The sequence below is a fragment of the Polaromonas sp. P2_G11 genome, assembly GCF_056403595.1.
In genome coordinates this window covers 1,020,858-1,046,785 of sequence record NZ_JBFUFE010000001.1, presented here as the reverse complement: position 1 = coordinate 1,046,785, position 25,928 = coordinate 1,020,858, and the positions used below count along the sequence as shown (strand labels likewise).

General features: G+C 63.3%; 24 protein-coding genes. 14 read left to right on the top strand and 10 right to left on the bottom strand.

Annotated features, from left to right (window positions below):
• Nucleotides 1–64 precede the first annotated feature (64 nt).
• From AC1DWQ_RS05075 to AC1DWQ_RS05060, 4 genes are all read right to left on the bottom strand, one after another.
• The gene (locus AC1DWQ_RS05075) at nt 65–1,294 is read right to left on the bottom strand and encodes a branched-chain amino acid ABC transporter permease (protein ID WP_477668656.1); all 1,230 of its coding nucleotides are present in this window, start codon (nt 1,292–1,294) and stop codon (nt 65–67) included.
• Nucleotides 1,295–1,319: 25 nt separating this feature from the next.
• A complete protein-coding gene (locus AC1DWQ_RS05070; protein WP_477668655.1) occupies nt 1,320–2,249 on the bottom strand; it encodes a branched-chain amino acid ABC transporter permease in 930 nt (309 codons plus the stop codon).
• A 135-nt stretch (nt 2,250–2,384) separates the two neighbouring features.
• Nucleotides 2,385–3,167: an ABC transporter ATP-binding protein gene (locus AC1DWQ_RS05065; protein ID WP_477668654.1), complete on the bottom strand. Its 783-nt coding sequence runs from the start codon at nt 3,165–3,167 to the stop codon at nt 2,385–2,387.
• Nucleotides 3,164–5,110 (bottom strand): AMP-dependent synthetase/ligase, encoded by a 1,947-nt coding sequence (locus tag AC1DWQ_RS05060; RefSeq protein ID WP_477668653.1) that lies wholly within the window; start codon nt 5,108–5,110, stop codon nt 3,164–3,166. Before AC1DWQ_RS05060 ends, AC1DWQ_RS05065 begins: the two co-directional genes overlap by 4 nt.
• Nucleotides 5,111–5,285: 175 nt before the next feature.
• Here AC1DWQ_RS05060 and AC1DWQ_RS05055 point away from each other — a divergent pair, with 175 nt between their 5' ends.
• Entirely contained in the window at nt 5,286–5,999 is a 714-nt protein-coding gene (locus tag AC1DWQ_RS05055; RefSeq protein ID WP_477668930.1) for a Crp/Fnr family transcriptional regulator, read from the top strand.
• 211 nt (nt 6,000–6,210) lie between these two features.
• Here AC1DWQ_RS05055 and AC1DWQ_RS05050 read toward each other — a convergent pair whose 3' ends face one another.
• The 3 genes from AC1DWQ_RS05050 to AC1DWQ_RS05040 are packed head-to-tail and all read right to left on the bottom strand — an operon-like array spanning nt 6,211 to nt 8,178.
• Entirely contained in the window at nt 6,211–6,567 is a 357-nt protein-coding gene (locus tag AC1DWQ_RS05050; protein WP_477668652.1) for a hypothetical protein, read from the bottom strand.
• Complete coding sequence (locus AC1DWQ_RS05045; RefSeq protein WP_477668651.1) at nt 6,564–7,232, bottom strand: HD domain-containing protein; 669 nt, start codon at nt 7,230–7,232, stop codon at nt 6,564–6,566. Before AC1DWQ_RS05045 ends, AC1DWQ_RS05050 begins: the two co-directional genes overlap by 4 nt.
• 4 nt (nt 7,233–7,236) lie before the next feature.
• Nucleotides 7,237–8,178: a LysR family transcriptional regulator gene (locus AC1DWQ_RS05040; RefSeq protein WP_477668650.1), complete on the bottom strand. Its 942-nt coding sequence runs from the start codon at nt 8,176–8,178 to the stop codon at nt 7,237–7,239.
• Between the two features lie 93 nt (nt 8,179–8,271).
• Between AC1DWQ_RS05040 and AC1DWQ_RS05035 the strand changes: the two genes are divergently transcribed.
• From AC1DWQ_RS05035 to AC1DWQ_RS04975, 13 genes are all read left to right on the top strand, one after another.
• The gene (locus AC1DWQ_RS05035; protein ID WP_477668649.1) at nt 8,272–9,057 is read left to right on the top strand and encodes a sulfite exporter TauE/SafE family protein; all 786 of its coding nucleotides are present in this window, start codon (nt 8,272–8,274) and stop codon (nt 9,055–9,057) included.
• Nucleotides 9,058–9,070: 13 nt separating this feature from the next.
• Nucleotides 9,071–9,262, top strand: coding sequence for a hypothetical protein (locus AC1DWQ_RS05030; RefSeq protein WP_477668648.1), 192 nt, complete (start codon nt 9,071–9,073; stop codon nt 9,260–9,262).
• A gap of 216 nt (nt 9,263–9,478) precedes the next feature.
• Nucleotides 9,479–9,577 carry a potassium-transporting ATPase subunit F gene (locus AC1DWQ_RS05025; protein WP_457281368.1) on the top strand — a complete coding sequence of 33 codons (99 nt, stop codon included), beginning with the start codon at nt 9,479–9,481 and terminating at the stop codon, nt 9,575–9,577.
• On the top strand, nt 9,577–11,376 hold the full coding sequence (gene kdpA, locus AC1DWQ_RS05020; protein ID WP_477668647.1) for a potassium-transporting ATPase subunit KdpA: 1,800 nt from the start codon (nt 9,577–9,579) through the stop codon (nt 11,374–11,376). Before AC1DWQ_RS05025 ends, kdpA begins: the two co-directional genes overlap by 1 nt.
• Nucleotides 11,377–11,401: 25 nt before the next feature.
• Nucleotides 11,402–13,477, top strand: coding sequence for a potassium-transporting ATPase subunit KdpB (gene kdpB, locus AC1DWQ_RS05015; protein WP_477668646.1), 2,076 nt, complete (start codon nt 11,402–11,404; stop codon nt 13,475–13,477).
• Between the two features lie 24 nt (nt 13,478–13,501).
• Nucleotides 13,502–14,074, top strand: coding sequence for a potassium-transporting ATPase subunit KdpC (gene kdpC / locus AC1DWQ_RS05010; RefSeq protein ID WP_477668645.1), 573 nt, complete (start codon nt 13,502–13,504; stop codon nt 14,072–14,074).
• 11 nt (nt 14,075–14,085) lie between these two features.
• Nucleotides 14,086–14,262, top strand: a complete 177-nt coding sequence (locus AC1DWQ_RS05005) for a hypothetical protein (protein ID WP_477668644.1) — start codon at nt 14,086–14,088, stop codon at nt 14,260–14,262.
• A gap of 33 nt (nt 14,263–14,295) precedes the next feature.
• Complete coding sequence (locus AC1DWQ_RS05000; RefSeq protein ID WP_477668643.1) at nt 14,296–17,004, top strand: DUF4118 domain-containing protein; 2,709 nt, start codon at nt 14,296–14,298, stop codon at nt 17,002–17,004.
• Nucleotides 17,005–17,023: 19 nt separating this feature from the next.
• The gene (gene kdpE, locus AC1DWQ_RS04995) at nt 17,024–17,728 is read left to right on the top strand and encodes a two-component system response regulator KdpE (protein ID WP_477668642.1); all 705 of its coding nucleotides are present in this window, start codon (nt 17,024–17,026) and stop codon (nt 17,726–17,728) included.
• 83 nt (nt 17,729–17,811) lie between these two features.
• On the top strand, nt 17,812–18,678 hold the full coding sequence (locus AC1DWQ_RS04990) for a pseudouridine synthase (protein WP_477668641.1): 867 nt from the start codon (nt 17,812–17,814) through the stop codon (nt 18,676–18,678).
• Between the two features lie 110 nt (nt 18,679–18,788).
• Nucleotides 18,789–19,166, top strand: a complete 378-nt coding sequence (locus tag AC1DWQ_RS04985) for a response regulator (RefSeq protein WP_477668640.1) — start codon at nt 18,789–18,791, stop codon at nt 19,164–19,166.
• A gap of 329 nt (nt 19,167–19,495) precedes the next feature.
• A complete protein-coding gene (locus tag AC1DWQ_RS04980; protein ID WP_477668639.1) occupies nt 19,496–20,731 on the top strand; it encodes a serine hydrolase domain-containing protein in 1,236 nt (411 codons plus the stop codon).
• A gap of 171 nt (nt 20,732–20,902) precedes the next feature.
• The gene (locus tag AC1DWQ_RS04975) at nt 20,903–22,237 is read left to right on the top strand and encodes an esterase/lipase family protein (protein ID WP_477668638.1); all 1,335 of its coding nucleotides are present in this window, start codon (nt 20,903–20,905) and stop codon (nt 22,235–22,237) included.
• Between the two features lie 34 nt (nt 22,238–22,271).
• On the opposite strand, the gene AC1DWQ_RS04970 is transcribed toward AC1DWQ_RS04975, so the two are convergent.
• The 3 genes from AC1DWQ_RS04970 to AC1DWQ_RS04960 all read right to left on the bottom strand — a co-directional run bounded on the left by AC1DWQ_RS04970 (nt 22,272) and on the right by AC1DWQ_RS04960 (nt 25,918).
• Nucleotides 22,272–22,769, bottom strand: coding sequence for a hypothetical protein (locus AC1DWQ_RS04970; RefSeq protein ID WP_477668637.1), 498 nt, complete (start codon nt 22,767–22,769; stop codon nt 22,272–22,274).
• Nucleotides 22,770–23,081: 312 nt separating this feature from the next.
• Complete coding sequence (locus tag AC1DWQ_RS04965) at nt 23,082–25,178, bottom strand: SdrD B-like domain-containing protein (protein ID WP_477668636.1); 2,097 nt, start codon at nt 25,176–25,178, stop codon at nt 23,082–23,084.
• Nucleotides 25,175–25,918: a COG1470 family protein gene (locus AC1DWQ_RS04960; RefSeq protein WP_477668635.1), complete on the bottom strand. Its 744-nt coding sequence runs from the start codon at nt 25,916–25,918 to the stop codon at nt 25,175–25,177. The genes AC1DWQ_RS04965 and AC1DWQ_RS04960 overlap by 4 nt, the downstream gene beginning before the upstream one ends.
• Nucleotides 25,919–25,928: the final 10 nt, after the last annotated feature.

Genomic DNA, 25,928 nt, shown 5'->3' with positions numbered 1-25,928 from the left:
CAGGCGCAGCGCCCCCGCGGGGGGCAGCGTATTACACGAAGTGAAAAGCGTGGGGGCCATAGTTTCAGTGGGGGAATGGCCATAGCCGTAATTTCTGCTTTCCAACGGCCCACAGCTTGGCCAACCCGTGCGGCTCGACAATCAAAAACCACACGATCAAACCGCCGAAAATCATCAGTTCCGCGTGCGAGATGCCCGCCGTGGAGATCGAGATGCCCAGCCAGCCGGCCAGCACCGGCAGCAGCTGGCTCAGCACGATCGGCAGCACCACGATGAAAGCCGCACCGAAGAAGCTGCCCATGATGGCGCCCATGCCGCCGATGATCACCATGAACAGCAGGCGGAAGGAGTAGTCCACCGAGAAGGCCGCAGGTTCCCAGGCGCCCAGGTAGATAAAAGCCCACAGGCCACCGGCGATGCCGATGATGAAAGAGCTCACCGCAAAGGCGCTGAGCTTGGCGTACATGGGGCGTATGCCGATCACAGCGGCGGCGACGTCCATGTCGCGAATGGCCATCCACTCGCGGCCGATCGCGCTGCGCACAAGGTTTTTGGCCAGCAGGGTGATCACCACCACGATGGCCAGGCAAAACAGGTATTTGCTCAGCGCGCTTTCGATGGGCAGTCCAAACACCTGCAGGTTGGAGACCGACACCGAGCCCGAGGGCGTGTCCATCGTGAACCATTTGATGCGCAGGAACATCCAGTCGCTGAAGAACTGCGCGGCCAGCGTGGTCACCGCCAGGTACAGGCCCTTCACGCGCAAGCTGGGCAGCCCGAACAAAATGCCAAACAGCATGGCGCACAAACCACCCAGGATCAGCGCCGGAATCAGCGGCATGCCGGGAAAGCGTACAAAAAAGTTGTAGGCCCCATAGGCGCCTACGGCCATAAAGGCGCCTGAGCCCAGCGAGATCTGCCCGCAATATCCCACCAGGATGTTCACACCCACTGCCGCCAGCGAGAAGATCAGAAAAGGAATCAGGATGGCTCGGAACATATAGTCCGAAGCAAGCAAAGGATGTATTAGTGCGATGCAGACGGATAGAAGTGAGACCAGCAAACCCCTCTTCCATCCGGACCACTTGAATCCGGCGAACGACATTGTTATAAGCGCCAGGCCAATAAGGTAGCGGTACAAGTGTTTCTCGGGCGGAAACACGGATAACACCGGGATTACGACAAATGCCACCAAGAGGAGGAGTGCGATCAGTACCCGGTCCTGCAGGATCGGGAAGATCTGCTGGTCCGCCCGGTAGTTGGTTTTGAACTGGCCGTTTTCTCTGTAAAACATGGTTTTTCTTTAGATAGAAGCGGCTTCAGACGCGATCAATAATTTTCTCGCCGAACAAGCCCTGAGGCCGAACGAGCAAGACACAAAGCGCAAGCACATACGCGAACCAGATTTCAATACCGCCGCCGACATAGGGCCCGAGAAAGACTTCGGCCAGTTTCTCGCCAACGCCAAGAATCAGCCCACCCACAATCGCGCCGGGCACCGAAGTCAGGCCGCCCAAAATCACCAGCGGCAGCGCCTTGAGCGCCAGCACCGAGAGCGAAAATTGCACGCCCAGCTTGCTGCCCCAGATGACGCCGGACACCAGGGCCACGAAGCCTGCCACGCTCCAGACGATGACCCAGATGCGGTTCAGCGGAATGCCGATGGATTGCGCGGCCTGGTGGTCGTCCGCCACCGCGCGCAGGGCCCGGCCTGTGCTGGTGTACTGGAAGAAGGCGGCCAGTGCCGCCACCAGGGCAGTCGCGATCAGCGCGGCGACCAGGTCTTCCTGGTTCACCAGCAGGCCGCCCTGGAAGATACCTTCCAGCAGGAACATCGGGTCCTTGGGCATGCCCACGTCAATCTTGTAAATGCTGGAACCAAAGATAGTCTGGCCGAAGCCGTCCAGGAAATACGAAATGCCCAGCGTCGCCATCAGCAGCGCCACGCCTTCCTGGTTCACGAGCTTGCTTAGCACCAGTTTCTCAATCAACCAGGCCACCACCACCATGATGGCCAGCGCGGCTGCAAAGGCCAGTGCGTTGTTGATGAACTTGCTGTCCAGGCCCGTCCATTGCGGTATCCATTCGGAGAACCGCGCCATGGCCAGTGCCGCGAACAGCACCATCGCGCCTTGGGCGAAATTGAAGACGCCCGAAGCCTTGTAGATCAGCACAAAGCCCAGCGCGACCAGCGAATACAGCATGCCGGACATGAGGCCGCCGATGATGGTCTCAAGAAATGAACCCATGTTATTGGCTCCCCCCTGTTGCGGGCTCACTTCGTGTAGCCGCCTCTCCCCCTGAGGGGGACACCGCTAGCGGCCCGGCGAAGCCGGTTCCGCGGCGGTCGCTGGATTTGTTCAGTTGGGATTTTTTGTTCATGGTTAGTGGCTCGTTCCGAGGTAAGCCTTGATCACGTCTTCGTTGTTGCGTACTTCGTCGGGGGTGCCGTCGCCGATTTTTTTGCCGTAGTCGAGCACCACTACGCGGTCGGAGATGTCCATCACCACGCCCATGTCGTGCTCGATCAGCACGACGGTGGTGCCGAACTCGTCGTTCACGTCGAGTACGAAGCGGCACATGTCCTGTTTTTCCTCGACGTTCATGCCGGCCATGGGTTCGTCGAGCAGCAGGACTTGCGGCTCCATCGCCAGCGCACGGCCCAGGTCAACGCGTTTTTGCAAGCCGTAGGGCAGTTGCCCGACGGGCGTCTTGCGATAGGCCTGGATTTCCAGGAAGTCGATGATTTTTTCCACTGCCTCGCGGTGCATGATTTCTTCTTTTTCGGCGGGACCTATGCGCAGCGCCTGCAGCAGCAGGTTGCTTTTGATCTTTAGGTTGCGGCCCGACATGATGTTGTCGAGCACGCTCATGCCCTTGAAGAGCGCCAGATTCTGGAAAGTGCGCGCCACGCCCATGACCGCCACCTGATGGCTGTTCATGTGCTTGAAGGTCTGGCCGCGGAAAGTGATGGAGCCCTGCTGCGGCGCATAAACGCCGTTGATGCAGTTGAGCATGGAGCTCTTGCCCGCACCATTGGGGCCGATGATGGCGCGAATCTCGTGCTCTTTCACATTGAAGGAAATATCCGAGAGGGCCTTGACCCCGCCAAAACTCAGGCTGATGTTGTTGACGTCCAATATGACGTCGCCGATCTTTTTAGTCATGCTGCTGCCTTCACGGGCGCAAAAGTCTGGGTGTCACTGATCTTCAGGGTCGCGCTGACGCTGCCACTGCGGCCGTCTTCAAACTTCACGACCGTTTCAATGAACTGTTCGGTCTTGTCGCCATAGAGCGCATCGATCAGCGGCTGGTACTTCTCGGCAATGAAGCCGCGCCGCACCTTGTTCGTTCGTGTGAGTTCACCGTCATCTGCGTCCAGCTCCTTGTGCAGCACCAGGAAGCGGCTGACCTGTGAGCCGGCCAGCAGCGCATCCACGCTGAGGTCGGCGTTGACTTTTTCGACACATTCCTTGATGAGCTGGTAGACCTCGGGCTTCTGCGCCAGATCGGTGTAGCCGGCGTAAGGCAGATTGCGGCGTTCGGCCCAGTTGCCCACGGCGTCGAAGTCGATGTTGATCATCACGCAGACTTTTTCGCGGCCATCACCGTAGGCCACGACTTCCTTGATATGCGGGAAGAACTTGAGCTTGTTCTCCACATACTTGGGCGCGAACATGGCGCCGTCGTTGGCACCGCCCTTGATGCGGCCCACGTCTTTCACGCGGTCGATGATCTTGAGGTGGCCGCTGGCATCGATAAAGCCCGCGTCGCTGGTGTGATACCAGCCGTCGGCGCTCAGCACCTCGGCCGTCGCCGTGGGGTTTTTGTAATATTCCTTGAGCAGGCCGGCGGACTTGACCAGGATTTCCCCGTTGTCGGCCACCTTGATTTGCACGCCGCTGATCGGCACCCCTACCGTATCGGCACGCGCCTCGTTGTCCGGCTGCAGGCACACAAACACGGCGGTCTCTGTCGAGCCATAGAGCTGCTTGAGGTTGATGCCGATGGAACGATAGAAGGTAAAGAGGTCCGGCCCAATCGCTTCACCCGCGGTGTAGGCCACGCGAACGCGCGAAAAACCCAGCGTGTTGCGCAGCGGGCCATAGACCATTACGCTGCCCAGCGCATACAGCAGTCTGTCCATGCCACCGACGGGTTTGCCGTCCATCAGGGCTGGGCCGGCGCGTTTGGCCACGCCCATGAAATAGTTGAACATGCCGCGCTTGATGCGGCCCGCGTCTTCCATGCGGATCATCACGGTCGTCAGCAGGCTTTCGAAAATCCGCGGTGGCGCAAAGTAATAGGTCGGGCCGACTTCTTTCAGGTCGATCATCACGGTGCTCGCGCTTTCGGGGCAATTCACCACATAGCCGCAGGCCAGCCATTGCGCATAGCTGAAGATGTTCTGACCGACCCACGCGGGTGGCAAGTAGGCCAGCACTTCCTCGCCGGAGGTGAGTTTGTCGAAGTCGGCGCCGGCCCTGGCGCGGTCCAGCAGGGTGTTGTGGGTGTGGACCACGCCCTTGGGGTTGCCCGTGGTGCCCGAGGTGAAAAACATCGCGGCCACATCATCCGGCCGGGATTTTTCGACTTCGCTCTTGAAGAAGCCGGGTTGCTTTGCGGCAAAGGCTTCGCCCTTTTCCAGCAAGGCGTCCAGCGATTGCAGTCCGGCCTCGGCATAGTTGCGCAGGCCGCGCGGGTCGTCATAAATGATCTGGTCCAGTTGCGGGCACTGGCTGCGTATCTCCAGCAGCTTGTCGACCTGCTCCTGGTCTTCCACCAGCGCAAAACGTACGTCGGCATTGTTGATGGGAAAGACACACTCGGCGCCCACGGCGTCCTGGTAAAGCGGAATGGGTATGGCGCCCAGCGACTGCGCGGCCAGCATGGTGGCATAGAGGCGCGGCCGGTTGGCGCCGATGATGACCATGTGCTCGCCACGCTGCAGCCCGGCTTCATGCAGGCCGCAGGCGATGCGCTCCACCAGCTGCGCCATGCCGGCCCAGCTGTGCGCCTGCCAGATGCCGTACTCTTTTTCGCGCATGGCCGGAGCGCCGGGGCGCTCAGCCGCATGTTTGAGCAACAGTCTCGGAAAAGTGGTCTGCATGGTCCTTGTCTCGCGGTCGTTATGCCTTCGGGGAGTCGCTCGCTTGCCGGCTAGCCCGAAAGTTGTCTTGTGAATGCATCGTAGGCATGCGTTTGACGTTAGGTTGTCGTTCGGACGACAATTCAAGGGTGATTACTCCCCCGGACTTTCCCTTAGGACAGCGCGCATGGTGACGATGACAGGCCAATCGATGCAGATCCGTGCCCGCATGCCCGACGCGCAGGAGCTCGCCGGCATCCATTGGCTGAATGAGCTGTTGCCGGCCGAGCGCGAGCGCGCCGTGGCGAGCGTGCGCGTCGGCGACGCCAACATCGGCGACTACGTGTGCCGTGTCGGCAAGCCGGTGACCTACTGGTTCGGCGTCGTCGAGGGCTTGCTCAAGATGAGCACCGACAGCGAGCAGGGCGCCACCATGACCTTCACCGGCCTGCCGCCGGGCGCCTGGTTCGGCGAAGGCACGGTGCTCAAGCGCGAGCCCTACCGCTACAACATCCAGGCCCTGCGCAAGACGGTGGTGGCGGGGCTGCCGGTCGACGACTTCCACTGGTTGCTGGACCATTCCATCGGCTTTAACCGCTTTGTGATGAACCAGCTCAACGAGCGCCTGGGCCAGTTCATCGTCGCGCGCGAAATCGACCGCATGAACAACCCCGACATCCGTGTGGCACGCAGCTTGGCCGCGCTGTTCAACCCGGTGTTGTACCCGGGTGTGGGCGAAATCCTGCGCATCACGCAGCAGGAAATGGCCTACCTCGTGGGCCTGTCGCGCCAGCGCGTGAACGAGGCGCTGAGCACGCTGCAGGCCCGGGGCTTTATCCGCATCGAATACGGCGGCCTGCGCGTGCTCGACCTGGGCGCCCTGCGGTCCAGTGTTTTCTCAAGCAAATAAAGGCTGCAGGCCAATAGGGACGAGCGCAAGCAGCTACTGAATTAATAGCAAGTGTGTTGGGCGGGTTGAACTGCCCGGGGAGCCGTTTTGGGCGTTTGGGGTGCGGTTTGGGGCGCTTTTCAGGTGCCAAAAGTGCCTGCAGACCAATCAGGACGAGCGCAAGCAGCTATGAAATCAGGAGCGCTTGGTGTGACGAGTACAGCCGCCGTCCTCAGGAAAGAAACAAAATAAAGATGGAAACCGCTTCGACCACCCAATTGGCGCGGTTTGCAGCCTGGGCGTTTTCCTTGAGGATTGGCCAAAGCACTTCGCGTTGCCATGCCCACAGGTTGTAGGCCGCCGCCAGCAGTGCACCCGACAACCCGGCCAGCCATGAGTTGGTCAAGAAGCCGGCAAGGACGGCAATCACCAACAGGACGGATGTGAGGACAAATGTGCCGCCCGCAGCGCTGGCCAGAACATGCGAGAGCCCTCCGCACAAGGTGCAGGTGGCGGGGTTGCCTCGGCTGGAGAGACGTTTTTCCCAGGTTTTGATTCCGGCCTGGTGGCAATGGGGGCAGATGTTCATGGTGCTGAAGGGGTGGTTGCCGAAGTCGTGCCGGCAATCGCCCTGCACAGGTTCTCGCGTGCACGTGCTTCCAGTGTTTCGCGGAAATGCGCCGTGCTGTAGATCACAGGCCGGTCCAGGAAACCCTGCAGGATTTCGCGCCGCTTTTGCTGGAACAGGGCGGCGGGCACAAAAGCGTATTCGTGCCGGATCTGCTGCTCGTACTCGGCAAACCTGCCGGGGCCGGCGCCCAGGATGGACAGGTCGATATCGACCAGCAACTGTTCGTCAGGCGAGGCTGGCAGCGCCGTATGGCGGGTGGCCATGACCAGGTCGTGAACACGCTGCGCGGCGGCCGTGGCAGTGCCGTGCGCCAGCAGCACCTCGCGAGCCCAGTCGGCGCTTGTTTCCTCGTTGTCGTGGCGCTGCGTGTCGTAAATCGCATCATGGAACCACAACGCCATCTCGACCTCTGCGGGCTGTACGGCCAGATCGCGAACGGCCTCGAAATGCGCGAGGCATTCCGTGAGGTGCTGCAGCGTGTGGTACTTGCGGTGCGGCTCCGAGTAGCGCGCCACCAGTTCATCAAACACCGCAGGCCCGATCGGCCGTGCGGCAAGGGCGCCCGCGCAATGCCGCCAGGATCGGGCCAGCAGGTCTGTGGGTTCAGGGGTTTGCATGGGCATGACTTTATCGTTTGGGCGTTTTGTGCGTGTGTGAGCGCTCCGGCGGCGCGGCAGGCGCGCACAGGGACTCGACCAGTCGCAGCGCCGGCAGCGACAGCTGGTCAAAGCGGCGCGCGCAGATCAGCAATTGCCGGTCGGCCCAGGTGTCGGTCAGCTTGAGGCTGCGCAGCTTGCCTGCCTCCACATGGCGTTCGGCCGCGACGGCCGGCACCACCGCCACGCCGACACCCGCCTCCACCATGCGGCAGACTGCCTCAAAGCTGCGCAGCCGTATGCGGGTCCGCATGCGCAGCCCCAGGCGTTCGGCCTGCAGGTTCAGGTGCTGTTGCAGCGCGCTGTCTTCCCCCAGGCCGACGAAGTCATGGCCCAGGGCTTGCCCGAACGGAGCATGGCGCTGGCGGCCGAATCCGCTGCCGGCTGGAACCACCAGCACAAGCTGGTCGCGCCGGAAAGGTTTTGATTCAAGGCTGGAGATGTCGGCGGAGTCGGCCACGATGCCGAGGTCGGCCACCTGGCCCAGCAACTGCGACACGATCAGGTGGCTGGGACGCTCCTCCAGGTCGACGTCGATGGCTGGATGGGTGTTGAGGAAATCCGCCAGCGCCTGCGGCAGGTAGTCGGTGATGGCGGCGGTGTTCGACAGCAAACGCACGTTGCCCGCCAGCCCGCCCGCATAGTCGCCGATCTCACCATGCATGCGCTCGATTTGCTGCAACACCAGCCGCGCATGGTGAGCCACGGCCAGGCCGGCCTTGGTCGGTTTCACACCGGCGCGCAGACGCTCCAGCAGCGGGACCCCCAATGCGTCTTCCATGCCGCGTATGCGTGCGCTGGCCGAGGCGAGCGCCAGGTGCGAAAGCCTGCTGCCCGCTGTGATACTGCCGGTATCGACGGTGTGCAGAAACAGCCGAAGGTCGATAAGGTCAAAGCGAAGGGTGGCGGGCATGAGCTGAAGGCGTTTTAGCCTTCGGTAACGGCGAAGGCTGTGAACGGATATTACCGCTTGAGCGCAAACGCGCCGCTGCGCAGAATCGGCGACATGAACTCAATGAACAACTTCATGGGTGCAGGGAACGACACCCTCTTGATGGCCGTCGTCGCCGGCGTATTCCTGCTGGCCGGCCTCGTCAAGGGCGTGGTGGGCCTGGGGTTGCCAACACTTTCCATGGGCTTGCTGGCCGGCGTGATGCCGCCTGCGCAGGCAGCCGTCATCCTGATCCTGCCTTCGTTGCTGACGAATGCCTGGCAGATGTGGGATGGCGCTGCGCTGGAAAGCCTGTTGCGGCGTCTGTGGCCGCTGCAGGCTGGGGTGGTCGCGGGGACGCTGTGGGCACCGGTCAGCCTGGTTACCCTTGATACGGACCTCGCGTCGGCAGGCTTGGGCGCTGCGCTGATCATTTATGCACTACTGGGGCTGTGCGCACTGCCGCTGGCGGTCCCGCCGCGCGGTGAGCGGTTTTTTTCCTTCGCTGCCGGCTTGGCGACCGGCGCCATCACCTCGGCCACCGGCGTGTTTGTCTTTCCGGCTGTACCTTACCTGCAGGCCTTGTCGCTCAAGAAAGACGAACTGGTGCAGGCGCTGGGCCTGTCCTTCACCGTTTCCACTGCCGCACTTTTTCTGCGCCTGGTGATGGAAGGCTCTTTTGCCATGGGCAGCATGCCGGGTGGCTGGAGTTTGCTGCTGCCATTGCCTGCTGCCTTGTTGGGGATGGCCGCCGGTCAGAAGCTGCGCGGGCGGGTGGGCGAGAAGGGTTTCAGGCGCCTTTTTTTCACCGGTCTGCTGCTGATAGGCATTTACATGGTCACTCGCAGCGCGATGCGGTAGCCACGCCGGTGCGATGGAAAACCACAGCGAGGTTTCGCAGGCTATGGAGGCGCTCCATGCCAAAGCCGCACGTCTGCTCTTGCTGCTGGAGCTCGCCGATGACCCGGTTTCCCCGCTGCCCGAGGCCTCGTCCCTGCTGGACGACATTGACGCCCTGCGCGCGCTGCACCTGCGCGTGGTGATGCGGCCTCACGTATCGGCCTGAACAGGGTTTAACCCCTGATTTTTACGCTTTCTTTATACCGGCTGCCGGTCTTTCATCCCCGTTTTTACACACCGGATCCGAAACTTTCCCCATCGTTGTTTGTTGGAGAAAGATCATGGATCTCGCGTTTATTCTTGGTGCCGCCGCCCTCTGGGGTGTGATGGTCTTGCTGGTCTGGGGCTTCCAGAAGCTTGAAAAGTCCGAAGGAGGCCGTTCATGATCAGCCTGGACGTTTTGTACGGCTTTGGCGGCGTCTGTGCTGTCCTGCTGCTCACCTACCTCGTCTATGCGCTGATCTGCGCCGAGGAGTTTTGATGAGCAACTCGTCTTGGGGTCTGCTGGCCCTTTTTCTGGGTGTATTGCTGGCCACTGCGTGGCCGCTGGGCATCTGGCTGGCCCGCCTGTATTCCGGCAGCCTCCCCAACTGGATGCATAAGGCGGAAGCGCCGCTGTATCGCCTGGCCGGTACATCGGCCTATACCAACATGAAGTGGTCGCAGTACGCGCTGGCCTTGCTGGCTTTCAATGCGCTCGGTGTGTTGGCCGTTTATGCACTGCAGCGCTTGCAGGTCTGGCTGCCGCTCAACCCGGCCGGCATGGCCGCGGTAACGCCCGATTCGGCCTTCAACACCGCCGTCAGCTTTGTCTCCAACACCAACTGGCAGGGCTATGCCGGCGAGTCCACCATGAGCTACCTCACGCAGATGCTGGTGCTCGCTGTGCAGAACTTCTTCTCGGCCGCCACCGGCATTGCCGTGGTGTTTGCGCTGTTCCGCGGTTTTGCTGCGCGGGCGACCGGCGCCATCGGCAACTTCTGGGTGGACGTGACGCGCATCACGGCCTGGCTGCTGCTGCCGCTGTCGCTGGTGTTTGCCGTCTTCCTTGTGGGGCAGGGCGTCATCCAGAACTTTGATGCCTACAAAGACGTGAGCACGCTGGAAGTGACTAGCTATCAGCAGCCGAAAAACGGCCCTGATGGCCAGGCGCTGAAAGACGACAAGGGCAATCCCGTGATGGAGGATGCCAAATCCGACAAGCAGACCCTGGCCATGGGCCCGGTCGCGTCTCAGGAAGCCATCAAGATGCTGGGCACCAACGGCGGCGGCTTCTTCAACGCCAATTCAGCGCACCCTTATGAAAACCCGACCGCGCTGAGCAATTTCTTTCAGATGTTGTCCATCTTCCTGATTCCGGCGGCGCTGTGCTTCGCCTTCGGCCGCGCGGTGGGCGACCAGCGCCAGGGCTGGGCCGTGCTGGCCGCCATGACGGTGATGTTTGTCATCGCGGTGGGGGCCATCACCCCGGCTGAGCAGGCCGGCAACCCCTTGCTGCCGCCTCTGGGCGTGGACCAGACGGCCAGCGCGCTGCAGGCCGGCGGCAACATGGAAGGCAAGGAAACCCGCTTCGGCATCAATGCCTCCAGCCTGTTCGCGGTCATCACGACGGCGGCCTCCTGCGGCGCGGTCAATGCCATGCACGACTCCTTCACGCCGCTGGGCGGCATGGTGCCCATGGTGATGATGCAGCTGGGCGAGGTGGTGTTCGGCGGCGTTGGCACGGGCCTCTACGGCATGCTGATCTTCGCCATCCTGGCGGTGTTCATCGCCGGCCTCATGATCGGCCGCACGCCGGAATACCTGGGCAAGAAGATCGAGGCGCATGAGATGAAGCTGACTTCGATCGCCATCCTGGTCACGCCCATCCTGGTGCTGGCCGGCACTGCCATCGCCGTATTGGCGGGCGCAGGCAAGGCTGGCATTGCCAACCCCGGCGCGCACGGTTTCTCCGAAATCCTCTATGCGCTGAGCTCGGCCGGCAACAACAACGGCAGCGCCTTCGCGGGCCTGTCTGCCAACACGCCGTTCTACAACACGCTGCTGGGCATCGTCATGTGGCTGGGGCGCTTCGGCTTCATCGTTCCGGTGCTGGCCATTGCCGGTGCGCTGGCCGCCAAGAAACGCCTGCCGGTTACGGCCGGCACCATGCCCACGCACGGCCCGCTGTTCGTGACGCTGTTGATAGGCACTGTGCTGCTGGTGGGGTTGCTTAACTACGTGCCCGGCCTGGCGCTGGGCCCCATGGTCGAGCACCTGATGCTGTGGCCAGGCAAATAACCGCAAGGCTCAAAGAGAAACCTATATGAGTACCAAAAAATCTTTAATGTTGCTGGATCCCGCGCTGCTCAAGCCGGCTATCGTGGCTTCGTTTACCAAGCTGAGCCCGCGCGTGCAGTGGCGCAACCCGGTCATGTTTGTCGTCTATATCGGCAGCATTCTCACGACCTTGCTGGGCCTGCAGGCCCTGCAGGGGCAGGGCGAAGCACCGGCCGGATTTATCTTTGCCGTGGCCGTCTGGCTGTGGTTCACCGTGTTGTTCGCCAACTTCGCCGAAGCCTTGGCCGAAGGCCGTAGCAAGGCACAAGCCGCATCGCTGCGGAGCCTGAAAAAAAGCACCTGGGCCAAGAAGCTCAAGGAGCCCCGGCATGGTTCCACATTCCTGCCGCAAGAAGCTGAAAATCTTAGAAAAGGAGACGTGGTGCTGGTCGATGCCGGCGACATGGTTCCGTTGGACGGAGAAGTGATTGAAGGCGTGGCCTCGGTCGACGAAAGTGCCATCACCGGCGAATCGGCCCCGGTGGTGCGCGAGTCGGGCGGCGACTTCTCCGCAGTGACCGGCGGCACACGCGTGCTGTCCGACTGGCTGGTGGTACGCATCACGGTCAACCCTGGCGAATCCTTCCTGGACCGCATGATCAGCATGGTCGAAGGCGCCAAACGGCAGAAGACGCCCAATGAAATCGCACTGACCATCCTGTTGGTGGCGCTGACCATCGTCTTCCTGGTGGTCACGGTCACCTTGCTGCCCTTCTCAGTGTTCAGCGTGGGCGCGGTGGGGGCGGGCACGGTGGTGAGCATCACTGCACTGGTGGCCTTGCTGGTCTGCCTGATCCCGACCACGATTGGCGGCCTGCTGTCGGCCGTGGGTGTGGCCGGCATGAGCCGCATGATGCAGGCCAATGTCATCGCCACGTCGGGCCGCGCGGTTGAGGCTGCCGGCGACGTGGATGTGCTGCTGCTGGACAAGACCGGCACCATCACCCACGGCAACCGCCAGGCTTCGAGCTTTTTGCCCGCACCCGGCGTGTCTGAAAAAGCGCTCGCCACCTGCGCCATGCAGGCCTCCTATGCCGATGAAACGCCGGAGGGCCGCAGCATCGTGGCGCTGGCCTTGAAGCTGGCCGTGAGCCAGTCGCCCATGCAGGCCGTGACTGAGGTTCCCTTTACCGCGCAAACCCGCATGAGCGGAATGGACGCCTTGAACCCCGATGGAAGCAAGCGGCAACTGCGCAAAGGTGCGGTCGATGCGATTCGCAAGCATGTGGAAGCACTGGGCGGAACCGTTCCGGCTGAAGTTTTGCGTGCTTCAGATGACGTGTCGCGCCGCGGCAGCACGCCGCTGGCCGTGGCCGACGGCAGTACGGTGTTGGGCATCGTGGAGCTGAAAGACATTGTCAAGGCCGGCATCAAGGAACGCTTCGGCGAATTGCGCCGCATGGGCATCAAGACGGTGATGATCACCGGCGACAACAAGCTCACGGCTGCCGCCATCGCCGCCGAGGCGGGTGTTGACGACTTCCTGGCCGAGGCCACGCCCGAAGACAAGCTGAAGCTGATACGCCAATACCAGGCCGAAGGCCGACTGGTGGCAATGACGGGCGACGGCACCAATGACGCACCAGCCCTGGCCCAGGCCGACGTGGCGGTCGCCATGAACAGCGGTACCCAGGCCGCCAAGGAGGCCGGCAACATGGTGGATCTCGACTCCAACCCCACCAAGCTGCTGGAGATCGTGGAAACCGGCAAGGCCCTGCTGATGACGCGCGGCTCGCTCACCACGTTTTCAATAGCCAACGACGTGGCCAAGTACTTCGCCATCATTCCGGCGATCTTTGTGACCACTTACCCGCAACTGGCCGCGCTCAATGTGATGCGACTGGGCAGCCCGTCGTCGGCGATTTTGTCGGCGGTGATTTTCAACGCGCTGATCATCATGTTCCTGATCCCGCTCGCGCTCAAGGGTGTGAAATACCGCGCTGTGGGCGCCGCCACGCTGCTGCGCCGCAACCTGCTTATTTACGGCCTGGGCGGCCTCATCGTGCCCTTTATCGGCATCAAGGCGATTGACCTGCTGCTGGTAGCACTGAACCTCGCCTGAACACCTGCATATCAAGGAATCCTCATGACAAATATTCTTCGCCCCGCAATTGTGATGTTCGCTGTGCTGACCCTGGTCACCGGCGTGGCTTATCCCCTGGTGGTGACCGGCGCCGCGCAATCGTTGTTTCCGGCGCAGGCCGGCGGCAGCCTGATCCAGCGTGACGGCAAGGTTGTCGGCTCTTCGCTGATCGGGCAAAACTTCAGCGACCCCAAAAACTTCTGGGGCCGCCCATCGGCCACGGGGCCCATGCCTTACAACGCATCGGCTTCCAGCGGCTCCAACCAGGGCCCGCTGAATCCTGCGCTGGTCGACGCGGTCAAGGGCCGTGTCGAAGCGCTGAAAGCGGCCGATCCGGGCAACACGGCCCAGGTGCCGGTGGACTTGGTCACGGCGTCTGCCAGTGGGCTGGACCCGCACATCAGCCCGGCTGCGGCGCGCTACCAGGAGGCCCGCGTTGCTAAAGCACGCGGCCTGGCGCCTGAGAAGGTGCAGTCCCTGGTCGAACAGCACACCGGGCAACCCTTGCTGGGATTTCTGGGTGAGGCCCAGGTGAATGTGCTGCAACTCAACCTCGCGCTGGAAGCGCTTCGTTAAGAGAAATTTCCATGGACTCTGATCTTCTGCGGGTCTTGTGTGCGCTGGCCGCCTTTGGCGTGCCGTTGGCGGTGGCCTGGTGGATCGCAGGCCGCGGTGAAAGGCAGGAGTCCGGCATGCCAAAAGATGGCGAGTCAGGCGAACAGGAAGAACACACCCGGTGTTACCCTTTGCGAGGCGATCTTTGAAACTTTTGAATCACCCAGTAATAGCGCAACGGCATGGCCAGTTTTCCCGACTCCCGCCCTGACCCCGACGAGCTTCTCGACCGCCTGCGCGGCGAGGAAGAAAGAGCGCGCCGCGGCCGTTTGCGCATCTACTTCGGCGCCAGCGCCGGTGTGGGCAAAACCTACGCCATGCTCAGCGCCGCGCAGCGCGAGCGCAAGACCGGGCGCGATGTGCTGGTCGGCGTGGTCGAAACGCATGGCCGCAGCGAAACCATGGAATTGCTGGCCGGGCTTGAGCAGTTGCCCCTGCAGGAGGTGGCCTACCGCGGGCACAGGTTGAAAGAGTTCGACCTGGACGCGGCGCTGGCGCGCAGGCCGTCGCTGTTGCTGGTCGACGAGCTCGCCCACAGCAATGTCGAGGGGTCGCGCCACGCCAAGCGCTGGCAGGACGTGCAGGAGTTGCTGGAAGCCGGCATCGACGTCTGGTCGGCGGTCAACGTGCAGCACCTGGAAAGCCTCAACGGCACGGTGGGAGCCATCACCGGTATACGCGTGCATGAAACCGTACCGGACACGGTGCTGGACGGCGCCGATGAAATCATTTTGGTTGACGTCACGCCCGACGAGCTGATGGCACGGCTGAAGGCCGGCAAGGTCTACCTGCCGCAGCAGGCTGAGCGCGCGGCGCAGAATTTCTTCCGCAAGGGCAATCTGATCGCGCTGCGTGAGATCGCGCTCAGGCGCACGGCCGAGCATGTGGAAGACGACGTGCGCAGTTACCGCGTCGAGAAGTCCATCTCCCCGGTCTGGAACACCGAAGGCGCCATCCTCGCCTGCATAGGCCCGCGCGAAGGGGCCGAGCAGACCGTGCGCACGGCGGCGCGCCTGGCCGGCCAGCTCAATGTGCGCTGGCATGCGGCTTATGTGGAAACGCCGCGCCTGCAGCTTCTCGAGGTCGCCAGGCGCGACCGCATCCTCGCCGTCATCCAGCTGGCCGAAGAGCTGGGGGCTGCCACGGCGGTGTTGACCGGCAGCGATGCCGCGGCCGAACTGGTGGCGCAGGCACAGCAGCTCAACTGCGCCACGCTGGTAGTGGGGCGCCCGCAACTGCCGGGCTGGCGCGCGCTGTGGGCCGGCTCCACCATGACGCGCCGGCTGGCGACGCTGGCGCCTACCCTGGACATCGTGGAAGTGGGCCACGCCGACAGCGCGCGGCGACTGGCGCGCGCCGTGCAGCGTTCTGCCGACGATGACGAGGCTGCGGCCTGGCAGGAGAGCGTGCCGCGATACGCATGGGCTGCGGCCAGCAGCGCAGCCGTCACCGTGCTGGCTTTGCCCTTGCTCAGCTTTTTTGACCTCGCCAACATCGTGATGCTGTTTTTGCTCGGTACGGTGCTGGTGGCGTTGAAGTTCGGGCGTGGACCGGCGGCGCTGGCGGCCTTTCTCAATGTGGCGGCGTTTGACTTTTTCTTCGTTGCGCCGCGCCTGTCGTTTGCCGTCAGCGACGTGCAGTACCTGTTGACCTTCGGTGTCATGCTGGTGGTGGGGTTGCTGACCGGGCAGCTCACGGCGGGCCTGCGTTTTCAGGCGCGCATCGCGGCCAGCCGTGAGCGCCGCGCGCAGTCGCTGTTCGAGCTCACGCGCGACCTGTCGGCGGCGCTGCTGAGTGAGCAGGTCATTGAACTCGGCGAAGCGGCCGCGCAGCGCAACTTCGGCGGGCAGGCTCTGGTGATGGTGACCGACAGCCACGACCAGTTGCTTTCGCCCGCCAAACCGCCCGCGGATTTCGATGCCAGCGTGGCCGACTGGGTGTTCCGCAACGAACAGCCGGCGGGGCTGGCCACCGCCACCTTGTCAGCCCAGGCATGGCATTACATCCCGCTCAAGGCGCCGATGCGCGTGCGTGGCGTGCTGGCGCTCAAGCCTGCGCAGGCGCGCTGGCTGCTGATTCCCGAGCAGATGCAGCAGCTCGAAACCCTGGCGCGGCAGATCGCCATCGCGCAGGAGCGCGTGCACTATGTCGAGGTGGCCCAGCAGGCGGTGGTGCAGATGGAGTCCGAAAAACTGCGCAACATGCTGCTGGCGGCGATTTCGCACGATGTGCGCACGCCGTTGACCGCACTGATCGGCCTGGCCGACTCCTTGCAGCGCACGGCGCCGCCACTTAGCGACGAACAGTCGCAGGCGGCGCGCGCCATCGCCGGCGAAGCGCGCCACCTGAGCGCGCTGGTCAACAACCTGCTGGATATGGCACGGCTGCAAAGCGGGGCCGTTAACTTGCGGAGTGAGTGGCAGTCGGTCGAGGAAATCGTTGGTTCGGCGATCCGCCAGGCGCAGCATGCGCTGGCCGGCAAGGCTATCACGGCGGCGCTACCCGCCGATCTGCCACTGGTCGAATTTGACGCGGTGCTGATGGAACGTGTGCTGGTCAACCTGCTGGAAAACGCTGCCAAGTACGGGCAGCCGCCCATAGAGGTTAGCGCGGAGACGACGGAGCAGTCGCTGCGGCTGGCGGTGCGTGACCATGGGCTCGGCCTGCCCGCCCGCCTCAAGGGCCGGGAGCATGAGCTGTTCGAGAAGTTCACGCGCGGCGAGGCCGAGTCGGCCACGCCGGGCGTGGGGCTGGGCCTGGCCATCTGTCAGGCAGTGGTGCAGGCGCACCGCGGGCAAATCACGGCCGCCAATGCGCCGGGCGGTGGTGCAGAATTCACCATCACCCTGCCGCGCCGCCCGCCGCCGCATGGCCTGCCCGAAACCGCCTGACCTTTCTTCTTCTTTACCCATGTCCCACCCCGCACCCGTTGCCGTTGTGATTGAAGACGAGCCGCAGATACGCCGCTTTGTGCGCGCGGCGCTGGAAGCCGAAGGCTGGCAGGTCTTCGAGGCGGACACCGGCAAGCGCGGGCTGACCGAGGCCGGCACCCGCAAGCCCGACCTGCTGGTGTTGGACCTGGGCTTGCCCGACGGCGACGGGCTGGAGGTGATTCGCGACGTGCGCGGCTGGTCGGCCGTGCCGATTGTGGTGCTGTCGGCGCGCGCCGACGAGGCCGACAAAATTGCCGCGCTGGACGCCGGCGCCGACGACTACCTGACCAAGCCCTTCGGCGTGGGCGAGCTGCTGGCCCGTGTGCGTGCCAACCTGCGCCGCCCGCGCGCTGCCAGTGCTGACGGAACGCCTGACGAGCCGCTTTTTACCTTTGGCGATGTGGTGGTGGACCGCCAGGCGCGGCTGGTGCGCCGCGGCGGTGTGGAGGTGCACCTCACGCCTATTGAATACCGCCTGCTCACCGTGTTGATGACCAACGCCGGGCGGGTGCTGACCCACCGCCAGCTATTGCGCGAGGTGTGGGGCCCCGCCCATGCCGGGCAAAATCACTACCTGCGCATCTACATGGGCCACCTGCGCCAGAAGCTTGAGGCCGATCCGGCGCAGCCCAAACACTTGCTCACGGAAACGGCTGTGGGTTATCGCCTTTGGGTGGCCTGACGGCGCTTTCCGCCCGTATTGAATGACAAATATGGCTGCAGACCACGATTGACGCGCGCAAGCAGCTATAAAATATATAGCAAATGACAGAACCTCTCAAACCCGGCCCGGCTCCGAAACCCGTGGGTGCGGCCGTGCGAATTCCGAAAACCGCCGCCCCGGCACCCGCACCAGGCGCACCGGCCCCCACCATGCGGCTGAACAAGCGCATGGCCGAGCTGGGCTTGTGCTCGCGCCGGGAGGCCGATGACTGGATCGCCCGCGGCTGGGTGCGTGTGAACGGTGCACCGGCCGTCATGGGGCAACCGGTGGCCGTGGATGCACGCATCGAGATTGACCGCCAGGCCGAGCAGCAGCAGCGCCAGCAGGTCACCATCCTGATCAACAAGCCGGTCGGTTATGTCAGCGGCCAGGCCGAAGACGGGCATGAGCCGGCCGTGGTGCTGGTGCAGCCGCAAAACCGCTGGCGCGAATGCAACAGCCGCATGCGCTGGGGCCATGAGCAGTTGCGCGGCCTGGCGCCGGCCGGGCGGCTGGACATTGACTCCATCGGGTTGCTGGTGCTGACGCAGGACGGCCGCGTGGCGCGCCAGCTCATCGGCGAAGACTCGGAGATCGAAAAAGAGTATCTGGTGCGCGTCAGCTACAGAACCGAAAAAGGGGACGAAACGGCCAACGTGCAGGCTTTGTTCCCGCGTGAAAAGCTGGCGCTGCTGAATCACGGCCTGAGCCTGGATGGCCAGGCACTCAAGCCCGCAAAGGTGTCATGGCAAAACCCCGAGCAGCTGCGTTTTGTGCTCAAGGAAGGCAAAAAGCGCCAGATTCGCCGCATGTGCGAGCAGGTGGGCCTCTTTGTTACCGGCCTGAAGCGCGTGCGCATCGGCAATGTCAATCTGGGCCACCTGCCGGTCGGCCAATGGCGCTACCTGGCGCCGCACGAGCACTTCTAGTCTGCCCTGTCAGGCTCTGACCGTCCTGTGGGCCGTGCGTCCCTCTGTCCTACCCGGATGCGCGTCAACGGATGGCAGTTTCCCGTAGGCCAAAGCCTAAAGTGGGTTGTATGGCACTAATTACTTACCTGGTAGAAGACAACGAAATCGTTCTTGAGAACCTGATAGAGGCGCTCAAGGAGATTGCCGCTGTCCAGGTAACGGGCCACGGCGCCACCCAGACCGAGGCCACCCGCTGGCTGAAACTTCACGACGGCGAGTGGCATCTGGCCATCGTGGATCTTTTCCTGAAAGAAGGCAGCGGGCTGGGCGTTCTCGCAGGCTGCCGCAACCGTGAGCCCTACCAGAAGGTGGTTGTCCTGAGCAACTATGCGACGGATGAAATCCGCAGGCGCGCCGCCGAACTCGGGGCCGATGCGGTGTTCGACAAATCCAGTGAGCTAGAGGGCCTGTTTGACTATTGCCAGGAACAAACGACCCTGCACTAGGGCTCGTTAACAGGCCCCAGGCGGAATCAGGCGCGTATTTGTCACCCACCTCCTGGCGCAGCAGGGGATGGGTGTCGTCAACGATGCGCATGCTGCTGATGCGATCCCTGTCTTGCCGAAATCCGAAGATGTCCGCACAGCTGGAATTGACCCGCCTCCCATCGTTCAGCGTCCAGCCGTAGCGAAAGCAGGCCGTCATGTTTCACGGGCAATGGACGTACCGGTTTTTCTGCAAAACCGCTTCCAGCGGAAGTAGTCCTCCAACAGAAGTAAGCTAGGGCCTGATAACGCCATAACGGGCCCAGGTCCAACCATGGAGGGATACACAGATGCACACCTGCCATCCTGTCGAGGGATTTTCAAAGCGTCCGCTGGCCCACAGAGTGGCGGCCTGCTGTCTGGCACTGGGTGCCTGCGCGTCGCAGGCCCAGGTTGAGCGGCCGGCGATACCGCCCGCGGTGGCTGGGCAAATCGACGCGCTGGTCGCCGAATATGTTCCGGGTGTGTTGCCAGGCCTTCAACTGGCGGTGGGCAAGGCCGGCACGGTGCTCTATGCACGCGGCTATGGCGCGGCCGACCTGCGTGCCGGCGTGCCCATGACGTCCTCCACGCCGGTGAAGATCGGCTCGGTCACCAAGCAGCTCACTGCGGCGGCATTGCTGAAGCTGCAGGAACAGAAAAAAATCTCGCTGGCCGACCCGCTGTCGCACTGGATCCCCGAGCTGCGTTACCGGCCGGACCCCACCATCGCCCAGGTCATGCAGATGGTGGCCGGCATTCCTGGTGCCAAAAAAGACCCCGATGACCTGCTGGTGGGCAGCGTGCCGGCCGTGCTGCAGGAGCCGCCCATTCCCAGGGAGACGTTTTTTGCCAACCTCAATGCGCGCGGTCTCTATGCACCGCCGGGCACGGCCTACGACTATTCGAATGCCGGCTATATCCTGCTGGGCCGCGTGATCGAGCGCGCCAGCGGGCAACCGCTGGAGACGGCCTTCACGCAGCTGCTGTTCCAGCTTGCAGGCATGTCGGCTTCCTATCTGCTGGGGCCGCAGCCGCGGCCTGAGGCTGCGCGCGGCTACTACCGCGTGAAGCCGGGTGACCGATGGCTGGTGTGCCCCGACCTCAACTCGGGCTTCGACGCGACAGGCGGCGTGGTGTCCACCGCGTCCGACATGGTGCGATGGAACGGCGCACTGAGAAGCGGCGCCATCGTGTCGGCCGACAGCCTTGTGCTGATGCGCACACCGGCGCGCCTGGCCGACGGAGAATCTGCGCCCATCGGCATGGGCCTGACCGCGCTGGGCGGGCCAGGCAGTTATGGTGCCGGCGGGCAGACGGTCAGTTTTGCATCGGTCGATGCGGGCTACGGTAGCGGCTATGACGTGGTGTTGCTGGCCAACGGCAGCAATACGGTGGGCGACGCCGCGTATCCACGCTTTGCGCTTGCGGCGCGCATCCACAACGTGCTGAACCCGGGCGCGCCCGAGCCTGTGCCGGTGGTTACACCCAACCCCGTGGGTGTTGAAACGGCTGCACCGACGGAGTTGCTGCACCTTTGCAAGTAAGGCGCTGAAGGGCTGGCAGGATTCTGCCGGTGATAAGGGTTCTCACGGACGTGCTATTAAATTGGTAGCTGCTTGCGCCCGCCCATAAAGGCCAGCCGGCATTTTTACTTACAAAACGCCCGCCATGCGGTATCGCTGGCGCGCGCACGCTCTTGCCCCCACAATCGTGGCATGCGCACACCAGGCCCGACAGACACCGTAGCAGGCACTTCCACTTCTTCATCGAAGCTGTTGCCCACCTGGCTGCATGTTTCCGACATCCAGGGGCTGGCCCAGCTTGCCACGCAGGCAACGTTGGGCGTCACGGGACTGGCAGAAACCGTGCAGGGCAATGTGTACAAAGCCGTGGCCGCACCGTTTGGCCTGCTGGGTTCAAGGTTCGTCGACAGCGCGCCGGGAAGCAGCGGCGTCAGGCCTTCCGGCATCACGGGCTGGGTCTACGGCAGCATCAGGGGCGTCACGCGGCTGGCAGGCGGGGCGGCCAATGCGGTGTTGTCGCGCGCAGCGCCGCTGGCCGGCGCGCAGGCTTCTTCACCGCAGCGCGAGGCCATGCTTTCGGCCCTGAACGGCGTGCTGGGTGACCTGCTGCTGGACACCGCCAATCCGTTGGCGATCCGCATGAGCTTGCGCCATGAAGGCCAGCCGCTGGTGCTGGACCCACAGGCGCTGGCCGCGCGGCTGCCGCAAGCGACGGGAAAAATCCTGGTGATGGTTCACGGGCTGTGCATGAATGACCTGCAGTGGTGCGGCAACAGCGCGCTGCCGCAGGGCCATGGCGGCCAGCTTGCGCGCGAGCTGGGTTACACGCCGGTGTACCTGCACTACAACACGGGGCTGCATACCTCGGCCAACGGCGAGCAATTGGCCGGCCTGTTGCAGCAACTGGTCAAAGCCTGGCCGCAACCGGCGCAGGACGTGACGCTGCTGGTGCACAGCATGGGCGGCCTGGTTGCGCGCAGCGCCTGCCACCACGCAGCCCAGACGGGCCACAGCTGGCTGCAGCAGCTCAAGGCCATGGTATTTTTGGGAACACCCCATCACGGCGCGCCGCTGGAGCGGTTGGGCAGCTGGGTCGACGGCGTGCTGGGCAGCAACCTGGTGACACGGCCCTTTGCCAGGATCGGCCAGGTGCGCAGTGCCGGCATCACTGACTTGCGCCACGGCAACGTGCTGGAAGCCGACTGGCGGCAGGCGGGGCGTTTTGAACGTGGCCCAGACGTGCGGGAGGTCGTGCCCCTGCCCGCGGGCGTGGATTGTTATGCGGTCGCCGCCACCACGCTTTCAGCCGGCCGCGGCCCCCTGGTTCCGGTCAGGGAGGCACTGGCGCGCAAGATGGTGGGCGATGGGCTGGTGTCGCTGGAAAGCGCCCTGGGCCTGCATGAAGAGGCGGCCCGCACGCTGGCGTTTGCGCCGGAAAACCAGTGGGTGGCACAAGGCATGAATCACATGGAATTGCTGGGCCGCCCCGAGGTGACGCGCCAGCTGGTGCAATGGCTGGGCCGTTAGCCTTCCTGGCGGCCGGGGGTTTTACGCAATCTGGTCAGGGGGTGACCAGGCTCACACTGACGGGCCAGCTGAAGTTGGAGGCCAAGGCGTCTGCGCCGGGTTTGCGTTCCTTCAGGCTGAAGGCGTGTTGCAGTGCCAATTCAAAACGGCCGGGACGCAGTGCACAAACCCGGTAGCCGCCGTCGGCTGCCTCGACGCGTGTGCCCGCGCTGCCGCTGACGTTCAGCTGCCAGCCCGCTACTTGCTGCTGGTTGAGCTGCAAATCCATGCAGAAGCCCTTGCCCAGGGTCGATACCAGCACCATGCGCTGTGTGGCGGAAATGAGGGATCCCGTGGTGTCGGCAGAAAGCAGGGCTGCCGGGTGGCTGTTTTCCAGGATACGAAGCACAGCCGGAATGACGATGGCGAAATCCAGCTTTGTGCTGGCCTGGGGTTTGTCAACACTCAGCATCTCGCCAGCTCGTGAACTCTGCGGTATGCAGAACATGGCCACCAGCAGCGCCGACAGCGCCATGAGGCGGCTGAAAGACATTGGGTAGGTGCTGCAGGAGGACACGGAGCTGAACCTGTGAAGTGATTAAGTACGCCTCAATAGTAACTAAATTGATAAAAGTGATGCAAGACATTAATGCCAGCAAATGTGTGACTTATTTACCGGTTTATTCGGTTTTTCAGCAAATTTCAGCTTGTTTTTGATTGTTTCATCAAATTATTGCCGAGCGAACCCATCGATTTGTCAATTTTTGAGTTTTCCGAGGGCTGCCGCGGCCCCGAGCTCAGACGTTCTGAGTTTTGACGCAGCCATCAACTCACACGGGCTCTCCGTGGAGCGGAGGCGGTGTTTTCAGCGTTCGCGCTGCACGGCGAAGTCGAGCGAATTGGTTTGGCGTACCAAAATGACCGTCTTCGCAGGATCGCGAAGAACCGGGCTCCAGGGCAAGGGAACGTTGTCCGGAGAAATTTCAATCAAATGATCTCCGGCCGCCACGTAGGGAAACTCGTAGCGGCCCTGGCTGTCGGTTCGTGTCACGTAGCGCCGGTCGAGGATGACGGTGACACCAGGCACGCCACCTTCGGACGCTTCCCTGCGGCCATTGCTGTCTGCGTCGAAAAACACCGTGCCTGTCAGCCCGCCGGAGCCGGTTCCGGGCAGGCCGCCTAGCGGTGCTGTGGAGGTGCCGGCCCGGTCTTCGTAGCGCAGCAGCAGCTGGATGCTGCGGTTGGTCTGGGTGGTTGCAATGGCCTGCTGCGTTGCTGCCGTCAGGGCCGAGACCACCAGTGCCGGAAGCGGTTCCTGCCCGCGTGACTCGGTGTAACGAAGGGTGAGCGACCAGCCGCCATAAGGTTGCCAGCTCACGCCGACATTGGCATTGACCGACTCGCCGCCGTCGCTGCGGCGTGCACCCCGCACCGACCCATCCAGCGACCATTGCGACCACGGCGACAGGGTGCCAAGAATGCCCCAGATCAGGCCTGTGGTGGGGCTGACATTGCCGCTCATCCGCTCCCATGCCAGCGAGGTGCCGAAAGTGGCCGGCAAGACAACCGGCCAGCTTTGGTCTACCCCGAGCCGGGTTGTCCGGACGCCGGATGCATTGGCCAGGTCGGCGCGCCATTGTGTCTGGCCCCAGTCGCTGGCGCGGCTCCAGGACAGCTGCGCCGACTGGCCGGGGCTGGTGATGGTACGAAAGCTCAGGGCCGCGCCCACCGAGTTGCGCGAATCGAGCAGGTAGCGGCCGTTGACGTTGATGAAGGCACTGCGTCCCGACGCACCGCTGCCTGCGCCGGCACGGCTCACGCTGTCACTCAGCTCGACCGCATACCCGGCTTGCCACTGCCGGGTGGAGGTGTCGGCCTGCCAGTAGACGCCTTGCAGGTCGCTGGCGAGGACCGTGGTGCCCCAGCGCAAATTGGGTTCAAAGCGGAAAACACCGGCTGTGGTACGCCAGCGTTCGGTGCGCCACGCGGCATCCAGCCAGAGGCCAGTGGCTTCGCCGCCCTGCGTGCTGTTGCTGCGCACCAGGTTGGCCTGCATGCGCAGGCCGCCGACCCGCTCGCTGGGCGACCCATAGCCGGTAGCCAGTCCCGTGCCCCACGGCGCTGCGCCTTCCCAGGACGCCGCAGCAAAGTAAGCGCGGGTGTTCAATGAGTTGCCGAAGCCTCCGTTGTCCGAAATATTTTTACCGTCGATCAACTGGAATGCGGCGTCAGTGCGGCTTCCTGCCCCCAATGCGTCACCGGTGGGAAGGCGAAATTGCGCACCGGCAGACCCGATGCTGCCGCCGGAAGTCTGGAAGCCGACGGCATCCAGCCCGCTAAAGAGGCCGGTACGTCCCGCGGCTGCGTTCAGGTCTACGGCGTCGTTGAGGTACCACTGTCCACCAACACCCCGGATGGGCGTGGCCGGCACCGATACCCGCCCGGTACCACGGGCGAGCCGGGTGCTGACGGTATTGATGTCGCCCGCGTTGTGGTTGGCAAACCAGCCGCCGTCCAGCGGCAGGGCGCGCTGGTCAATGCGCCAGGTGCTGCCGCTGTTTTGGGCCTGGTTGCCCGGCGCATTCGACTGCTGTTGGACCAGGTTGGCATTGATCGAGAGCGCGCCGTGGTTCGGTGTGTCCACGAAGCCGCCTATGCCCAACGCGCGGGAGGTGGTGTCGCCACCGCCACCGTTCTGCTTGAACAGGGAATAGTCAACACGCCAGCTTCGCGGCCAGCCAGCTTCGTTGTATTCGCTGGCCTTCAGCTGAAGTCCGCCGTCAGGGTCCGGCAGGCCCTCCATAACGCGGTCCACATAAGGCTGGCCCTCAGCGGGCGGAGCCGTTGCCTGGGCCAGGGCCGCAGCCGTTGCAAAACCGGTCCCAAGTCCTGCAAGGCCGATGCGCCACCACTTGAGTGGCAAGGAAGAAGGGATGATCGGCGTGTGCGCTCGTCGCTTCATGGGGCGAAGCGCTGCTCAATACTTTGTGTTTGGCCTTTGCCCCATTCGAGCTTGCCGCGCACCGTGACGGGATAGCGGATCTGCGCCGCGGTGTCCTGGTCTCCCGGGCGAGTGGCACTCAGTGGGATCGTGCGTGTCTCGCCGGGAAGTATGGGGGTGTTGGCTGGCGAAAATTCCAGTGAGGTATTGGATGCATCGGTGCCGTTCAGGAAGCCGGTGACACGGCCGTGGGCCGTGCCGCTGTTGCGGATCTGCAGGACGGGTGTGGGCTTGCCGTTCACGGTCTGGACGCCCGAGCCGGCGACGCTCAGCTCCGGTGTGGCGCCGCCGATGGTGACGTACACCACCACGCCGAGACGCGCGGAAAATGGGATGGGGGGGCCCGACTCCATGCGGGTAACCTGCTCCTGGCCTTCCAGCATGATGGCAAAGCGGCATTCACCAGGCTTTGCATCGGGGGGCACATTGACTTCAAAGCGAAACCGGTAAGGACGCCCACCCGCAACGGTGAGTTCGCGCCGCTCGATGGCCACCCATGGTCGGCAGCTGCCGGGCCCCAGTTCATCGTTAAAAGTGACGGAGTTGTCCATGCCAAGCCGCCAGTCCGCTGTCCTGATACTGAACGTTGAGGAAGCTGACGATGCGTTGGTGATTTCCATGATCTGGCGCAGACGCTCGCCGGGTTTGACTTCGAGTTCAAACCGGGGAGGCGACACTGCCAATGCAAATTCGCTTGCCATTGCGCCAGGC

Excerpts from the sequence above, each read along its gene's own strand:
- AC1DWQ_RS05075 (WP_477668656.1), bottom strand. The coding sequence starts at position 1,294 with ATGTTTTACAGAGAAAACGGCCAGTTCAAAACCAACTACCGGGCGGAC.
- AC1DWQ_RS05050 (WP_477668652.1), bottom strand. The coding sequence starts at position 6,567 with ATGAACATCTGCCCCCATTGCCACCAGGCCGGAATCAAAACCTGGGAA.
- AC1DWQ_RS04975 (WP_477668638.1), top strand. The coding sequence starts at position 20,903 with ATGCGCACACCAGGCCCGACAGACACCGTAGCAGGCACTTCCACTTCT.
- AC1DWQ_RS05025 (WP_457281368.1), top strand. The coding sequence starts at position 9,479 with ATGATCAGCCTGGACGTTTTGTACGGCTTTGGCGGCGTCTGTGCTGTC.
- AC1DWQ_RS05005 (WP_477668644.1), top strand. The coding sequence starts at position 14,086 with ATGGACTCTGATCTTCTGCGGGTCTTGTGTGCGCTGGCCGCCTTTGGC.
- AC1DWQ_RS05030 (WP_477668648.1), top strand. The coding sequence starts at position 9,071 with ATGGAAAACCACAGCGAGGTTTCGCAGGCTATGGAGGCGCTCCATGCC.
- AC1DWQ_RS05045 (WP_477668651.1), bottom strand. The coding sequence starts at position 7,232 with ATGCCCATGCAAACCCCTGAACCCACAGACCTGCTGGCCCGATCCTGG.
- AC1DWQ_RS05065 (WP_477668654.1), bottom strand. The coding sequence starts at position 3,167 with ATGACTAAAAAGATCGGCGACGTCATATTGGACGTCAACAACATCAGC.
- AC1DWQ_RS05070 (WP_477668655.1), bottom strand. The coding sequence starts at position 2,249 with ATGGGTTCATTTCTTGAGACCATCATCGGCGGCCTCATGTCCGGCATG.
- kdpC (WP_477668645.1), top strand. The coding sequence starts at position 13,502 with ATGACAAATATTCTTCGCCCCGCAATTGTGATGTTCGCTGTGCTGACC.
- kdpA (WP_477668647.1), top strand. The coding sequence starts at position 9,577 with ATGAGCAACTCGTCTTGGGGTCTGCTGGCCCTTTTTCTGGGTGTATTG.
- AC1DWQ_RS04990 (WP_477668641.1), top strand. The coding sequence starts at position 17,812 with ATGACAGAACCTCTCAAACCCGGCCCGGCTCCGAAACCCGTGGGTGCG.
- AC1DWQ_RS05040 (WP_477668650.1), bottom strand. The coding sequence starts at position 8,178 with ATGCCCGCCACCCTTCGCTTTGACCTTATCGACCTTCGGCTGTTTCTG.
- AC1DWQ_RS05035 (WP_477668649.1), top strand. The coding sequence starts at position 8,272 with ATGAACTCAATGAACAACTTCATGGGTGCAGGGAACGACACCCTCTTG.
- AC1DWQ_RS05060 (WP_477668653.1), bottom strand. The coding sequence starts at position 5,110 with ATGCAGACCACTTTTCCGAGACTGTTGCTCAAACATGCGGCTGAGCGC.
- kdpB (WP_477668646.1), top strand. The coding sequence starts at position 11,402 with ATGAGTACCAAAAAATCTTTAATGTTGCTGGATCCCGCGCTGCTCAAG.
- kdpE (WP_477668642.1), top strand. The coding sequence starts at position 17,024 with ATGTCCCACCCCGCACCCGTTGCCGTTGTGATTGAAGACGAGCCGCAG.
- AC1DWQ_RS04980 (WP_477668639.1), top strand. The coding sequence starts at position 19,496 with ATGCACACCTGCCATCCTGTCGAGGGATTTTCAAAGCGTCCGCTGGCC.
- AC1DWQ_RS04965 (WP_477668636.1), bottom strand. The coding sequence starts at position 25,178 with ATGAAGCGACGAGCGCACACGCCGATCATCCCTTCTTCCTTGCCACTC.
- AC1DWQ_RS05000 (WP_477668643.1), top strand. The coding sequence starts at position 14,296 with ATGGCCAGTTTTCCCGACTCCCGCCCTGACCCCGACGAGCTTCTCGAC.
- AC1DWQ_RS04970 (WP_477668637.1), bottom strand. The coding sequence starts at position 22,769 with ATGTCTTTCAGCCGCCTCATGGCGCTGTCGGCGCTGCTGGTGGCCATG.
- AC1DWQ_RS04960 (WP_477668635.1), bottom strand. The coding sequence starts at position 25,918 with ATGGCAAGCGAATTTGCATTGGCAGTGTCGCCTCCCCGGTTTGAACTC.
- AC1DWQ_RS04985 (WP_477668640.1), top strand. The coding sequence starts at position 18,789 with ATGGCACTAATTACTTACCTGGTAGAAGACAACGAAATCGTTCTTGAG.
- AC1DWQ_RS05055 (WP_477668930.1), top strand. The coding sequence starts at position 5,286 with ATGACAGGCCAATCGATGCAGATCCGTGCCCGCATGCCCGACGCGCAG.